The sequence below is a fragment of the Kribbella sp. NPDC055110 genome, from assembly GCF_053607525.1.
Map to the genome: position 1 here is coordinate 44,892 of NZ_JBSGTS010000015.1, position 13,024 is coordinate 57,915.

Consider the following 13,024-nt stretch of genomic DNA (forward strand, 5'->3'; position numbering starts at 1 on the left):
CAGGAGCGTTTTATCCCCCATCCGAGACAAAATCGCTGGGCACGGGAGTGGATATCCCCTCGTGTTGGGGGTTCTCCCCTCGCACACCAGCAGAGAACCCCCAAGACGAGGGGATATCCGTCTCTGTGTGTTTGGAGCGTGGGCGAGATGGAGCCGGTGCAGTGTGCCTGGCTCAGCGGGGGTGGGCGACGACTATTTGTGGGTGGCGGCCGGCGACTGTGATGTTGTGTTGGGCGTGGATCGTCCAGTCGGTGGTGAGGTGTGGGGTCTGGTGCTGGTTGAGGATGGTGATGAGGAGACCGTTGGGGTGGAGGGCTTGGTGCCAGCGGCGGGTGTACGGCGTGAGGTCGCCGATTGGCACGCGGACGTTCCAGGGCGGATTGGTGATGATGCGGTCTGCAGGAACAGTCAGGTGACGGGCATCGCCGACGCACCAGCTGATCGAGGCTTGGGACCCGTTCGTGCGAGCGGCGTCGATCGCTGCGGGGTCTCGGTCGAGACCGACGTACGTCGCAGCTGGTTCTAGTCGGTGTGCTTCTAGGAGGAGGGTGCCGGCGCCGCAGAAGGGGTCTACTACTTGGTGAGCGGGGGTGAGGTCTGCGAGCCGCGCCATCGCAGCGGCAACGGGTGGGTGCAGACTCCCCCGCACCGTCTGTTGGCGCCACGTTCGGCGGTGTAGTGGTACGGCGTACGGGCGTTTGGCCACCCATAGCGTCTTGCCGTCCAGGACGACTCGCCACTCGGAGCGGTCGGCGGGTGGGGCGGTGCCGTGGCGGCGTGAGTGGTAGCGGCCGCCGGTGAGTTCGGCGATCTGCGCTCCGACCAAGTCCTCGATGTCGAAGCGGTTGAAGTTTCGTGGGCCTGCGAAGGACGCCGACACGGCGAACGCGCTGCGGTCACCGGGCGACTCCAACACCTGGCGAAGGGCGGCGGCCGCACCAGCCAGGGCGGCCTTCGTGTGGCCAGGGTCCGCAATCGCGGCGTACACAACGAACAAGTCGTCCGCCAGCCGTGGCGGTGACTTGGTGAGTGAGTGGGACGTGGGGTCTACGACGAGTTGTCGTTTGCCGATCTCGACTACTCGGTGGCCGGCGGCGGTCAGTTCTTCGGCCGCCAACTGCTCCAGACCCGTGACGGTACGCACCAGCACCAACTGCATGGAGAATCTCCCGGACAGCGCCCGGGAACAACCAACTGGTCACTCCCGCATCGCTGACCGCGGGAAACCTCGAACAGGCCAGCGGAAGCTAGCCCACGCGGAAGAAGTATGTCTCCATGGACGGAGATGATGGCACGCTGCCGACGCCGGAGCCCACCGAATTATCCGACCGTTCGCCGCAGATCACGGACCACCGGTCGACGGAACCGGACGCCGTCTTGAGTAACCGGCCTGAATGGTTTCAACTGCAGGGTGATCCCCCCGCCCCGGAGGTGTTCTCGTGCATACGAAGCTGTCCTGGATCGGTCGGCGAGCGCTGCTCGTCACCGCTGTGCTCCTCGGAGCCTCACCCCTCGCACCCGCGCAAGCGACGCCGATCTCGGTCACCGCGCCGACCGTCCAGAGCGCCCCGCCCACGGTCGCCGCGCCGGCCGTCCAGAGCGCACCGCGCGGCGCCGAAGTCGTCGCAGTCCGGCAGGTCGCGGATCGGCTGACTGACCTGTCCGTACGATCCCAGGCTCTCGGCGGCCGCACCGTCAACGTCCGGCTGCTCACGCCGGACGGCTGGAATCCGGCGGACCGCAGTCAGCACTGGCCGACGTTCTGGCTGCTGCACGGCTGCTGCGGGGACTACACGTCATGGTCCGGCACCGACATCGCGAAGATCCCGAGCCTGCGCAAGGTTCTCGTCGTGATGCCCGAGGCCGGCTGGAACGGCTGGTACAGCGACTGGTGGAACTACGGCGCCGGCGGCTACCCGGCCTGGGAGACGTTCCACACCGTCGAACTTGCGCACCTCCTCGAACACGGCTGGGGTGCGAGCTCGAATCGCGTCGTGGCCGGCCTCTCGATGGGCGGCCAGGGAGCCCTGCTGTACGCCGCTCGCCATCCCGGCATGTTCCGCGCGGCCGCGGCGTACTCCGGCTCGGCCCACCCGCTGCTGAACGACGAGTCGATCAACCGGATCAAGGGGTTCTTCGCCGGGCAGGGCAACGACCCGCTCCGCGTCTGGGGAGACCCGGTGGCGCAGCGCGGGATCTGGGAAGCGCACGACCCGTACTACTTGGCGCACCGGCTCAAGTCGCTACCGGTCTACCTCTCCTGTGGTGACGGCACCGCCGGACCGTTCGACCCGCCCGGTAAGACGGACGCACTAGAGGCCGACTTCAACCGCCAGAACCACGCCCTCGCGGCCCAACTGGAGCAGGTCGGCGCCAAACACCTGACGACCAACTTCTACGGACCGGGCACGCACGGCTGGGCCTACTGGCAGCGCGAGCTGCACGCCTCTCTACCGATGCTGCTGAGCGCCCTTCAGAGATAGGTCTGGGTGCTCGGCGGAGCCGATTCCATCCAGGCCAGGACGCCGGTGAGGGCTTCTTCGGTCATGGCGAAGTGGACGGTGCGGCCGCGCAGGTCGGCGTCGACGATGACGTGTCCGGCGTACGTGACCAGGGGCTCGTTGCCCATCGGGCGGCGGGTGGTGACGCCTTCGAGCTGGCGGCGGTTGACCACGAGTTTCGGCCACCAGGCGAGGCTGAAGACGCGGAACCACTGCAGGTCGTCGCCGACGTACCGGGCCAGTCCGAGGGCCCAGCCGCGGCCGTGTTCCTTCTGCGCGAGTTGCAGGCTGCAATCAAAAGTTCCGCCGTCCCTGGACAACCAGCGACGGCGGAACGCGACAAGCACGATGAACAGTACGGCGGCAAGCAGACAGACCCCGACGACATCGAGGACTACCCTCATACCTTGCCGACCCCATTTCCGGTGCCCTGTTTCGGTACTGCCCCGGGCACCCCGGAGAACCGTACTGCCAACTGACGATATTTGATTATGGCAGGTGCGATCAGGACGTCTGCTCGGCGGCCCGGACTCGCGCCTCGGCGAGCCGCACCTCGTCCTCGTCGACATCGGTGTCGGTGCCGGTGGCCAAGGCCTGCTCGAGTTCGCGACGCGCCTCTTCGAGGTCGATGTCGTGACCCATCTCGGCGTTCTCGGCCAGGATCGAGACCCGGTCGTTCGCCACCGAGATGAACCCGTCCGGCGCGGCCGCGACGAAGTACTCGTCGTCGACAGTCCGCACCTGGACGGTGCCGCCCTGCAGCAGGCCCAGCAACGGCGCGTGGCCGGGCAGGATACCGACGTCACCGTCGGTGGTACGGGCGATGACGATCTTCGCCTGTCCCTGCCAGACCGTCCGCTCCGCCGCGACGAGGGCTACCTCGAGGTGCTTCGCGGAATCATCGGCCATCTCAGTTTTCCTTCTGCAGCTCGGCCCACTTGCGCTCGACGTCGTCGAGCGAACCGACGTTGAAGAACGCCTGCTCGGCGATGTGGTCGCACTCGCCGTCGGCGATCTTCTTGAAGGACTCGATGGTGTCCTTCAGCGGCACCGTCGAACCCGGGATGTTGGTGAACTTCTCCGCCATGTAGGTGTTCTGGGAGAGGAACTGCTCGATCCGGCGCGCGCGGGCGACGGTGATCTTGTCCTCTTCGGAGAGCTCGTCGACACCGAGGATGGCGATGATGTCCTGCAGTTCCTTGTTCTTCTGCAGGATCTGCTTCACCCGGACGGCCACGTCGTAGTGGTCTCGGCCGATGTACTGCGGGTCGAGGATCCGCGACGTCGAGGTCAGCGGGTCGACGGCCGGGTACAGACCACGCGACGCGATGTCACGCGACAGCTCGGTGGTCGCGTCCAGGTGAGCGAACGTGGTCGCCGGCGCCGGGTCGGTGTAGTCGTCCGCGGGCACGTAGATCGCCTGCATCGAGGTGATCGAGTGACCCCGGGTCGACGTGATCCGCTCCTGCAGCACGCCCATCTCGTCGGCCAGGTTCGGCTGGTACCCCACGGCCGACGGCATCCGGCCGAGCAGCGTCGAGACCTCTGAACCGGCCTGGGTGAACCGGAAGATGTTGTCGATGAAGAGCAGGACGTCCTGCTCCTTCACGTCGCGGAAGTACTCCGCCATCGTCAGCGCCGACAGGGCGACGCGCAGCCGGGTGCCCGGCGGCTCGTCCATCTGGCCGAACACCAGCGCGGTGTCCTTGAAGACGCCGGCCTCGTCCATCTCGGTGATCAGGTCGTTGCCCTCACGGGTCCGCTCCCCGACGCCGGCGAACACCGACGTACCACCGAAGTTGTGGGCGATCCGGTAGATCATCTCCTGGATCAGAACGGTCTTGCCGACCCCCGCACCGCCGAACAGGCCGATCTTTCCACCCTGCACGTACGGCGTGAGCAGGTCGAGCACCTTGATACCGGTCTCGAGCATCTCGGTCTTGGACTCGAGCTGGTCGAAGGCCGGCGCCTTGCGGTGGATCGGCCAGCGCTCGGTGATCTCGAACTCGGACTCGTCCTGGTTCAGGCACTTGCCGGTCACGGACCAGACCCGGCCCTTGGTGACGTCGCCGACCGGCACGGAGATCGCCGCGCCGGTGTCGCGCACCTCGGCACCGCGGACCAGGCCGTCGGTCGGCTTCATCGAGATCGCCCGGACGATGTTGTCGCCGACGTGCAGCGCCACCTCGAGGGTGATCGTCTGGGTGAGGTCGCCGATGGTGATGTCCACCTCGAGCGCGTTGTACATGTCCGGCATCGCGTCCGCGGGGAACTCGACGTCGACGACCGGGCCGATCACCCGGGCGACGCGACCGATGCCGGTGGCACCCGCCGCGTTGTTCTTCTCGGTAACCGTGGCAGTCATCTCTCTCACTCGCTCCCGGCGTTCGCGTCGGCCAGCGCGCTCGCGCCACCGACGATCTCGCTGATTTCCTGGGTAATTTGGGCCTGGCGGGCCTGGTTCAGGTCCCGCGTGAGCTTCTCGATCAGGTCCTGCGCGTTGTCCGTCGCCGACTTCATCGCCCGCTGGCGGTTGGCCAGCTCCGACGCCGCCGCCTGCAGCATGCAGTAGTGGATCCGGCTGGCGACGTACTTCGGCAGCAGTCCGTCGAGGACCTCTTCGGCGGACGGCTCGAACTCGTACAGCGGCAGTACGTCGTCGGCCGCCGGCGCTTCCTCGCCCTCGACGACCTCGAGCGGCAGCAGGCGGATCACGTCCGCGCGCTGGGTCAGCATCGACACGAACCGGGTGAAGACGATGTGGATCTCGTCCACGCCGCCCTCCTCGGTCGGGGTCAGGAAGGCCTCGATCAGCGCGTCGGCGATCTCCCGGGCCCGGGCGAAGCTCGGGTTGTCGGAGTCACCGGCCCACGACTGCGCGACCTCGCGCTGCCGGAACGTGTAGTACGCGATGCCCTTGCGGCCGCTGATGTACGGAACGATCTGCTTCTCGTCCTCGCGGAGCAGCTGGTTCAGCCGCTCCCCTTCGCGGATCACGTTGGCCGAGTACGCACCGGCCTGACCGCGGTCGGAGGTGATCAGCAGGACCGCGGCACGGCGCGGGTTCTCCTTCTCGGTGGTCAGCGGGTGGTCGACGTTCGAGAACGTCGCCACCGCCGACACGGCGCGGGTGAGCTCACGCGAGTACGGACCGGCCGCCTGGGCGCGTTGCTGCGCCTTGACGATCCGGGACGCCGCGATGAGCTCCATCGCGCGGGTGAGCTTCTTGATCGTCGAGACCGAAGCCTTGCGATCGCGAAGCTCCCGCAGATTGGCCGGCATCGGTCAGCCCCGCTTCTGCTTGACGATCTGCTCCTGCTCCACGTCGCCCTCGTCCATCGCCTCGGCTTCCGCCTCGGTACCGAGCAGCGTGCCCTCGGAGGTCTGGAACGTCGGCTTGAACGCCTTCAGCGCGTCGGTGACGGCCTGTGCCTCGTCGTCGCCGAACAGCCCGGACTCACGGATCGCGTCGAGCACCTTGCTCTCGCGGCGCAGGTAGTCCAGGAAGTCCCGCTCGAAGCGGAGCACGTCGTTCACCGGTACGTCGTCGAAGTGGCCCTTGGTACCGGCCCAGATGGAGACGATCTGGTCCTCGACCGGGTACGGCGAGTACTGCGGCTGACGGAGCAGCTGCACCAGGCGCTGACCGCGGTCGAGCTGCCGCCGCGAGGTGGCGTCCAGGTCGGACGCGAACATCGCGAAGGCCTCCATCGCGCGGAACTGCGCCAGGTCGATCTTCAGCGAGCCGGACACGTTCTTCATGCCCTTGACCTGCGCGGCGCCGCCGACCCGGGATACCGAGATACCGACGTCGATGGCCGGCCGGATGTTGGCGTTGAACAGGTCGGACTGCAGGAAGATCTGGCCATCGGTGATCGAGATGACGTTGGTCGGGATGAACGCCGACACGTCGTTGGCCTTGGTCTCGATGATCGGCAGACCGGTCATCGAGCCGGCGCCGAGCTCGTTCGACAGCTTCGCGCAGCGCTCGAGCAGCCGGCTGTGCAGGTAGAAGACGTCACCCGGGTAGGCCTCGCGGCCCGGCGGGCGGCGCAGCAGCAGCGACATCGAGCGGTACGCCTCGGCCTGCTTGGTCAGGTCGTCGAAGACGATCAGCACGTGCTTGCCCTGGTACATCCAGTGCTGGCCGATCGCCGAGCCGGTGTACGGCGCGACGTACTTGAAGCCGGCCGGGTCGGACGCCGGGGAGGCGACGATGGTGGTGTACTCCATCGCGCCGGCCTCTTCGAGCGCACCGCGGACCGACGCGATCGTCGAGCCCTTCTGGCCGATGGCGACGTAGATGCAGCGGACCTGCTTCTTCGGGTCGCCGGACTCCCAGTTCGCCTTCTGGTTGATGATCGTGTCGACCGCGATCGCCGTCTTACCGGTCTTGCGGTCGCCGATGATCAGCTCGCGCTGGCCACGGCCGATCGGGATCATGCCGTCGATCGCCTTGATACCGGTCTGCAGCGGCTCGCGGACCTCCTGGCGCTGCATCACGCCGGCGGCCTGGAGCTCGAGCGCGCGGTCGCCCTCGAGGCCCTGGATCTCGCCCAGGCCGTCGATCGGCTTGCCCAGCGGGTCGACGACGCGGCCGAGGTAGCCCTCGCCGACCGGCACCGACAGCACCTGACCGGTACGGCGGACCTGCTGGCCCTCCTCGATCCCGTCGAACTCACCGAGGACGACGACGCCGATGTCGCGGACGTCGAGGTTCAGCGCGATCCCCCGGGTGCCGTCCTCGAACTCGAGCAGCTCGTTGGTCATCGCCGAGGGCAGCCCCTCGACGTGCGCGATACCGTCACCCGCGTCGACCACGGTGCCGACCTCTTCGGCGGCGGTCTCGGCCGGTTGGTACTCGGTGACGAACCGATCCAGGGCGTCCCGGATCTCCTCCGGCCTGATCGTGAGCTCAGCCATTGTGTTTCCTGCTTCCTTGACCCTTGCTGGCCTGTTGTGGCTCTAAGAGGCTTTCCCGACCCTTAGCGCCGCTGTATGTCGTTAAGGGGGTTCAGCCCGCGATGCGCCGTTGCGCGTCGTCGAGCTTGGCCGCGATGGTTCCGTCGATCACTTCGTCGCCGATGTCCACCCGGACGCCGCCGACCACACCTGCGTCGACGATCACGTTCAGCTGGATGTCCCGGCCGTACTGCCGTCCGAGCGCCGTCGCGAGCCGGGTGCGCTCCGCCTCGGTCAGGTCCGTGGCCACCCGCACCGTCGCGATGCTGGCGTTCCGCCGGGCCGCCGCGGCGACCTGGTAGGACCGCATCGACGCCGCGAACCCACGGCCCCGGCCGTCCACGGCCCGCTCGGCGAGCCGCACCGTGGTGGCGTCGGCCTTGCCCTGCAGCAGTCCGCGGATCAGCTCCTGCCGGTGCTCGGCCGGGATGCCGCGGTCGCCGAGCTTCTCGGCCAGGGCGCGCTCGGCGGCGACCACCCGGTCCAGCCGGAACAGCTCGTCCTCGAGGTCGTCGAGCTTGCGCCGGCTGTCGGCGTAGGCCACCTCGGCCTCGACGCTGAGCTGGTCCAGGGCGTTACCCAGGTCCCGGCCGCTGACCCAGCGACCCGACACCGCGGCGGACAGGATCTCCAACGCCTGGGCGGAGATCTTGCCGCCGAACAGCTGTTCGGCCAGTGCGGACTTGGTCGCGGCCGGCCGCGCCGGGTCGGTCAGAGCGCGCCGGAGCGCGCCGCTGCCGTCCAGCAGCTTGGCGATCGAGAACAGCTCGCCACCCAGGCCTTCGGCCGGGGTCGCACCCGCCAGGACCTGTTCGGCCCGGGCGAGTGACTCGTTCGACGCGCCGCGCATCAGCCGTCCGTTCCGACAGCCTGACGGGCGGACTCCGAGGATTCCAGCTCGGCCAGGAACCGCTCGACGGTCCGGCGCTGCCGGGCCTCGTCCTCGAGGGACTCACCGACGATCCGGCCGGCCAGCGTGGTCGCCATCGAGCCGACCTCGCCGCGCAGCGAGGCGACCGCCTGCGTCCGCTCGGCGTCGATCTGCGCGCGGGCGTGGGTGACGATCCGCTCGGCCTCGGCGTTCGCCTGCTCGCGCATCTCCGCGATGATCGCCGCACCCTGCTCGCGGGCGTCCTCGCGGATCTTCGCAGCCTCCTGGCGAGCCTCCGCCAGCTGCGCGTTGTACTTGTCCAAAGCCGCCTTCGCCTCGGCCTGGGCCTGCTTGGCCGCTTCCATCCCGCCTTCGATCGCCGTGGTCCGGTCGGCGTACGCCTTCTCGAACCGGGGGACGACGACCTTGGCGAAGGCGATGGCCAGCAGGACCAGGAAGACGAAGCCGAAGATGATCTCAGCCGTGTGCGGCAGCAGCGGGCTCGGCGCCTCGGCCGCGGCGGCTGTCAGCGGCAGAACTAACGTCAGCATGTCTGGGTCCTGTCAGTCAGGGGGTAGGGGTCAGCCCTTGAACACGAAGGCGAGGGCGATACCGATGATCGCGAGCACCTCGGTGACGCCGAAGCCGATCCACGCGATCGACTGCAGCTTGCTCTGAGCCTCGGGCTGACGCGCCGTGCCGTTGATCACGGCGGCGAAGATCAGGCCGACGCCAACACCCGGGCCGATGGCAGCGAGGCCGTAGCCCAGAACGGCGATGTCACCGGTGATTGCGAGAGCCATGTTGCTCACCATTGCGGTGTTTCCTTTCGGTACGGATAGCGGCTATCCGGGTTTGTCGTTACTACGGGTCTGGGAGTACTGCGGGTGGTGCGGATCAGTGCTCGTCGGCGATCGCGCTGCCGATGTACTGCGCGGTGAGGACGACGAAGATGTAGGCCTGGATGGCCTGGACGAACAGCTCCAGCCCGGCGATCGCCAGCGCCATCAGGAAGGTGATGATGCCGACACCGCCGATCGCGATGTTGCCGGACTCGAAGACCATGTACTCGCCGCCGAGCACGAACACCAGCAGCAGGATGTGACCGGCGAACATGTTCGCGAACAACCGCAGGCTCAGCGAGATCGGCCGGACCAGGATGTTCGAGATGAACTCGATCGGGATCATCAGCGGCATCAGCCAGATCGGCACGCCGGCCGGCATGGTCTGGTGCTTGAAGTAGCCCCACAGGCCCTTCTTCTTGATGCCGACCGCGTTGTAGATGACCCAGCTCATGATCGCGGCCACGTACGCCCAGCCGATGTGGCTGAACGTCGGGAACTGGATCAGCGGGATCGTCGCGGCGACGTTGTTCAGCAGGATGAAGAAGAACAGGCCGGTCAGGTACGGCACGAACTTCATGTAGTCGGCACTGCCGATCGCGTCCCGGGCGATGGAGTTGCGGACGAAGTTGTAGCCGAGCTCGCCCGCGAACTGCAGCTTGCTCGGCACGATCGCGGCCTTGCGGGACGCACCCCAGAAGAACCACAGGATCACCACGACGGACAGCGCGGCCACCAGCACGGGCTTGGTGAACCAGTCGACACCGTGGATGATCGGCGGGGTCTCGAAGTTCTGTGGACCGGGTGGGATGAACTCGGTCGGAACGCCGGCGGTCACCGGGTCTCCTCTCGCGTCGTGCTCAAGTCGGACGCCTGGTTGGGGGCAGGGCGGCTCAGGGCATGGCGGTCAACAACGTCAGACCCGGTAGGGATCAGATCCGAGGTCAGGACCGCGACCCGTACCGGAAGTGCAACATCAAGATGGTGAGCCCGGCACCGAGGACGATGCCCACCGGAAGCAAGAATTCGGTGCCGAAGAGGCGATCCAGCCCGAAGCCGATGCCCCCGTAGACCAGGACACCGCCGATCAAGTAGGACAGGACCCGCCAGCCGTCGCCCGAATTCGGGGGTGATGGCTTCGGATCCTGATGCTCGCTCATTGGCACCCGAAACGTACCAGTTGGTGACATCGACGGTCACATCGGGCCCCGTAATCTCCACCACAGCAGGGAAATCGTTACCGAGGGTGCTCACGCCGTCACCTCCTTGTCGAGGTCGTAGATCGGCACGCGGAGCCGGGACCAGGCCCAGATCTCGCCCGCCATCCAGCCCATCACGACAACCATCGCGACCAGGCCCAGCACGGTCAGATTCACATGCTTGGCCAGGCTGTCGGAGTTCAGCGCGAGCGCGAGCAGACCGCCGAAGACCGCGATCCGCCCGGTGTAGCTCGCCATCGCGACGGCGAGCTGCATGGTCGGGGAAGTCTTGCGGGAAAGGTGGAGGGCGAGCAGGCCGGCGCCGGAGAAGACGACGACCGTCAGCAGTCCCAGCAGAGCACCCAGGAGGCCGGGAACTCCGGCGGCGACCGTGGACACGGCGGCGGCGTTCACGCCGACCACCAGCGCGGCGACCAAAGCGCCACGCAGCATCGCCAACGCCGGGTGCTTGGTCGCTTGTCCGGCGGGTTTCGGGCTGTGGGCCGTAGGAGCCATCTGGTGGTTCCGTCCTGCTGGCGTGCTGGTCTCGCGGCCAGCTCGTCGGGTGGGCGGGGTCAGGGGTGTCGCTGTACTTCGCTGGTGCTTGTGAAAACTAGCACAAAGTCTGCACGGTCAGCAAAACGAGGTCCCTGCCGCTGTACAGCCACACCTTATCGGTAGGCCACACAGATGAGTGGTCTGGTCCCTCTCAGCTGGGACTCAGACTTTGGCGAGCGGTTTCCCGGAACGTCTCGGCAGACCCGTCGTGAGCAGCACCGCGGTGACCGCGACGGCCAGGACGAGGAGGGCCGTCCACCAAGTGAGGACGAGTCCCAGGACCACCACGCCGTACGCGATCAAGGCGGTCCACAGGTACATCAGCAGGACGGCCCGGCGGTGCGAGTGGCCGCGTTGCATCAGGCGGTGGTGCAGGTGCTGCTTGTCCGCGGCGAACGGTGAACGGCCGGCCTTGGTACGGCGGATGTAGGCCATCGTCAGGTCCAGCGCGGGGATCGCGAGGATGGCGATCGGCAGCACCAGCGGGAGCAGCGCGGGCAGCAGGCTGGAGCCGCCGACCTCGTACGGGACCGCGTTCGGGTCCATCTGGCCGGTCAGGCTGATCGTCGACGCGGCCAGCATCAGGCCGATCAGCAGGGCGCCGGAGTCGCCCATGAAAACCCTTGCGGGGAAGAAGTTGTGCGGCAGGAAGCCGAGGCAGGCGCCGGCCAGCGCGACCGTGATCAGGGTCGAGGTGGTGGCCCGGTCGAGGTTCTCGTGGACGTTCAGCAGGTACGAGTAGACGAAGAACGCGGTCGCGCCGATCGCGGTCACACCGGCCGCGAGACCGTCCAGGCCGTCGACGAAGTTCACCGCGTTGCAGGACACCAGCAGGATGCCCGCGGTCAGGACCGCGAGCTGCGCGGGCGACGGCGAGATCACGCCGCCGGGTAGCGGGAGCCAGTACAACTGGATGCCTTGGACAACGAGTACGCCGACCGCGAGCACCTCGCCGGCCAGCTTGGTGATCGCGTCCAGCTCGTACAGGTCGTCGACCACGCCGACCGCGCAGATCACCACGCCGCCGACCAGAATCGCGCGGGCGTCGTGCGCGACCTGCAGGCTGTTGCCGAGGAACGGCAGGTTGCTGGCGACCGCGTACCCGGCGATCAGGCCGCCGAGGATGGACAGGCCGCCGAAGTACGGGATCGGGACCTTGTGCACGTCCCGGGCCCGGACCTTCGCGACCGCGCCGTACCGCAACGCGATCTGCCGGGCCACGCCGGTCAGCAGAAAGGTCGTGGCCATCGCCACGAACAGGACCAGCAGGTACTCGCGCACTAGTCCGCAGGCCTCACATCAGGATCGGTCTTGACCTCGTCCACCTTGGACGCCACAACCGGCTCCGAGGTTGGCTCGTCCTCCGCCGGCTTCTCGTCCTCCGGCTTTTCTTCTGCGGGTGTTTCGTCGGCTTCTGCGGCTACCTCGGGGACTACTGCGCGGAGTTGGTCGAGGGTGAGGGCGCCGATGCGGACCACGCGGGGGGTGTCGCCGGTGAGGTCGACGATGGTGGACGGTTGTCCTCCGGTCACCTCGCCGCCGTCGAGGTACACGGCGACCGACTCGCCCAGTTGCTCCTCCGCGTCGTACACGTCCAGCGCCGCCGGCTGACCGGACTTGTTCGCGGAGCTGACCGCGAGCGGCCCGGTCCGGGACAGCAGTTCGCGGGTGTTCTCGTGGTCCGGCACGCGGAGCGCGACTGTGCCCTGGGTCTCCCCCAGGTCCCACATCAGCGACGTCTGCGCGTGGCAGATGACGGTCAGCGGTCCCGGCCAGAACTCCTCGCAGAGCTTGCGGCCGTTGTCCGGTACGTCGGTGGCAAGCGCGTCGAGCGACTCGACCACCGAGATCAGCACCGGCGGCGGCATGTCCCGGCCGCGCCCCTTCGCGTCCAGCAGCCGTTGGACCGCGTCGGCCTTGAAGGCGTCGGCGGCCAGCCCGTACACGGTGTCGGTCGGCAGCACGACCAGGTCACCGGCCTCGATGGCGTCCACCGCTGCGCGGTACGCCGGTGCCAGTTCGTCCCCGGTGAAGTCGAAGCGCTCACTCACGCACCGAATCGTGCCACTCACGCAGGCCCGAACTGTAACC

At 67.6% G+C, this 13,024-nt stretch carries 15 protein-coding genes; 1 reads left to right on the forward strand and 14 read right to left on the reverse strand.

From position 1 onward, the window contains the following. Window positions 1–172: 172 nt before the first annotated feature. Window positions 173–1,159 carry a TRM11 family SAM-dependent methyltransferase gene (locus ACWF0M_RS23220; protein WP_452237777.1) on the reverse strand — a complete coding sequence of 329 codons (987 nt, stop codon included), beginning with the start codon at window positions 1,157–1,159 and terminating at the stop codon, window positions 173–175. A gap of 280 nt (window positions 1,160–1,439) precedes the next feature. Here ACWF0M_RS23220 and ACWF0M_RS23225 point away from each other — a divergent pair, with 280 nt between their 5' ends. Then, the gene (locus ACWF0M_RS23225; RefSeq protein WP_452237778.1) at window positions 1,440–2,483 is read left to right on the forward strand and encodes an alpha/beta hydrolase-fold protein; all 1,044 of its coding nucleotides are present in this window, start codon (window positions 1,440–1,442) and stop codon (window positions 2,481–2,483) included. Here ACWF0M_RS23225 and ACWF0M_RS23230 read toward each other — a convergent pair. The 13 genes from ACWF0M_RS23230 to ACWF0M_RS23290 all read right to left on the reverse strand — a co-directional run bounded on the left by ACWF0M_RS23230 (window position 2,474) and on the right by ACWF0M_RS23290 (window position 12,984). Beyond that, window positions 2,474–2,905, reverse strand: a complete 432-nt coding sequence (locus ACWF0M_RS23230; RefSeq protein WP_452237779.1) for a DUF2550 domain-containing protein — start codon at window positions 2,903–2,905, stop codon at window positions 2,474–2,476. The two genes, ACWF0M_RS23225 and ACWF0M_RS23230, sit on opposite strands and share 10 nt — an antisense overlap. 100 nt (window positions 2,906–3,005) lie before the next feature. Beyond that, window positions 3,006–3,410: a F0F1 ATP synthase subunit epsilon gene (locus ACWF0M_RS23235; protein ID WP_452237780.1), complete on the reverse strand. Its 405-nt coding sequence runs from the start codon at window positions 3,408–3,410 to the stop codon at window positions 3,006–3,008. A gap of 1 nt (window position 3,411) precedes the next feature. Then, a complete protein-coding gene (gene atpD, locus ACWF0M_RS23240) occupies window positions 3,412–4,866 on the reverse strand; it encodes a F0F1 ATP synthase subunit beta (RefSeq protein WP_452237781.1) in 1,455 nt (484 codons plus the stop codon). A 5-nt stretch (window positions 4,867–4,871) separates the two neighbouring features. After that, window positions 4,872–5,783 carry a F0F1 ATP synthase subunit gamma gene (locus ACWF0M_RS23245; RefSeq protein WP_452237782.1) on the reverse strand — a complete coding sequence of 304 codons (912 nt, stop codon included), beginning with the start codon at window positions 5,781–5,783 and terminating at the stop codon, window positions 4,872–4,874. A 3-nt stretch (window positions 5,784–5,786) separates the two neighbouring features. After that, window positions 5,787–7,424, reverse strand: coding sequence for a F0F1 ATP synthase subunit alpha (atpA, locus tag ACWF0M_RS23250; protein ID WP_452237783.1), 1,638 nt, complete (start codon window positions 7,422–7,424; stop codon window positions 5,787–5,789). Between the two features lie 91 nt (window positions 7,425–7,515). After that, a complete protein-coding gene (locus ACWF0M_RS23255) occupies window positions 7,516–8,313 on the reverse strand; it encodes a F0F1 ATP synthase subunit delta (protein WP_452237784.1) in 798 nt (265 codons plus the stop codon). Further along, window positions 8,313–8,885, reverse strand: coding sequence for a F0F1 ATP synthase subunit B (locus ACWF0M_RS23260; protein ID WP_452237785.1), 573 nt, complete (start codon window positions 8,883–8,885; stop codon window positions 8,313–8,315). Before ACWF0M_RS23260 ends, ACWF0M_RS23255 begins: the two co-directional genes overlap by 1 nt. Window positions 8,886–8,915: 30 nt before the next feature. Beyond that, entirely contained in the window at window positions 8,916–9,137 is a 222-nt protein-coding gene (gene atpE / locus ACWF0M_RS23265) for an ATP synthase F0 subunit C (protein WP_198682801.1), read from the reverse strand. 94 nt (window positions 9,138–9,231) lie between these two features. Further along, the gene (atpB, locus tag ACWF0M_RS23270) at window positions 9,232–10,014 is read right to left on the reverse strand and encodes a F0F1 ATP synthase subunit A (RefSeq protein WP_452237786.1); all 783 of its coding nucleotides are present in this window, start codon (window positions 10,012–10,014) and stop codon (window positions 9,232–9,234) included. 106 nt (window positions 10,015–10,120) lie between these two features. Then, window positions 10,121–10,336, reverse strand: a complete 216-nt coding sequence (locus tag ACWF0M_RS23275; RefSeq protein ID WP_130387318.1) for an AtpZ/AtpI family protein — start codon at window positions 10,334–10,336, stop codon at window positions 10,121–10,123. A gap of 90 nt (window positions 10,337–10,426) precedes the next feature. Further along, window positions 10,427–10,891 (reverse strand): hypothetical protein, encoded by a 465-nt coding sequence (locus tag ACWF0M_RS23280; protein WP_452237787.1) that lies wholly within the window; start codon window positions 10,889–10,891, stop codon window positions 10,427–10,429. A 204-nt stretch (window positions 10,892–11,095) separates the two neighbouring features. After that, on the reverse strand, window positions 11,096–12,214 hold the full coding sequence (locus ACWF0M_RS23285; RefSeq protein ID WP_452237788.1) for a glycosyltransferase family 4 protein: 1,119 nt from the start codon (window positions 12,212–12,214) through the stop codon (window positions 11,096–11,098). Continuing rightward, window positions 12,214–12,984, reverse strand: a complete 771-nt coding sequence (locus ACWF0M_RS23290) for an L-threonylcarbamoyladenylate synthase (protein WP_452237789.1) — start codon at window positions 12,982–12,984, stop codon at window positions 12,214–12,216. The genes ACWF0M_RS23285 and ACWF0M_RS23290 overlap by 1 nt, the downstream gene beginning before the upstream one ends. Window positions 12,985–13,024: the final 40 nt, after the last annotated feature.

Excerpts from the sequence above, each read along its gene's own strand:
- ACWF0M_RS23220 (WP_452237777.1), bottom strand. The coding sequence starts at position 1,159 with ATGCAGTTGGTGCTGGTGCGTACCGTCACGGGTCTGGAGCAGTTGGCG.
- ACWF0M_RS23230 (WP_452237779.1), bottom strand. The coding sequence starts at position 2,905 with ATGAGGGTAGTCCTCGATGTCGTCGGGGTCTGTCTGCTTGCCGCCGTA.
- ACWF0M_RS23235 (WP_452237780.1), bottom strand. The coding sequence starts at position 3,410 with ATGGCCGATGATTCCGCGAAGCACCTCGAGGTAGCCCTCGTCGCGGCG.
- atpD (WP_452237781.1), bottom strand. The coding sequence starts at position 4,866 with ATGACTGCCACGGTTACCGAGAAGAACAACGCGGCGGGTGCCACCGGC.
- ACWF0M_RS23245 (WP_452237782.1), bottom strand. The coding sequence starts at position 5,783 with ATGCCGGCCAATCTGCGGGAGCTTCGCGATCGCAAGGCTTCGGTCTCG.
- atpA (WP_452237783.1), bottom strand. The coding sequence starts at position 7,424 with ATGGCTGAGCTCACGATCAGGCCGGAGGAGATCCGGGACGCCCTGGAT.
- ACWF0M_RS23255 (WP_452237784.1), bottom strand. The coding sequence starts at position 8,313 with ATGCGCGGCGCGTCGAACGAGTCACTCGCCCGGGCCGAACAGGTCCTG.
- ACWF0M_RS23260 (WP_452237785.1), bottom strand. The coding sequence starts at position 8,885 with ATGCTGACGTTAGTTCTGCCGCTGACAGCCGCCGCGGCCGAGGCGCCG.
- atpE (WP_198682801.1), bottom strand. The coding sequence starts at position 9,137 with ATGGCTCTCGCAATCACCGGTGACATCGCCGTTCTGGGCTACGGCCTC.
- ACWF0M_RS23275 (WP_130387318.1), bottom strand. The coding sequence starts at position 10,336 with ATGAGCGAGCATCAGGATCCGAAGCCATCACCCCCGAATTCGGGCGAC.
- ACWF0M_RS23280 (WP_452237787.1), bottom strand. The coding sequence starts at position 10,891 with ATGGCTCCTACGGCCCACAGCCCGAAACCCGCCGGACAAGCGACCAAG.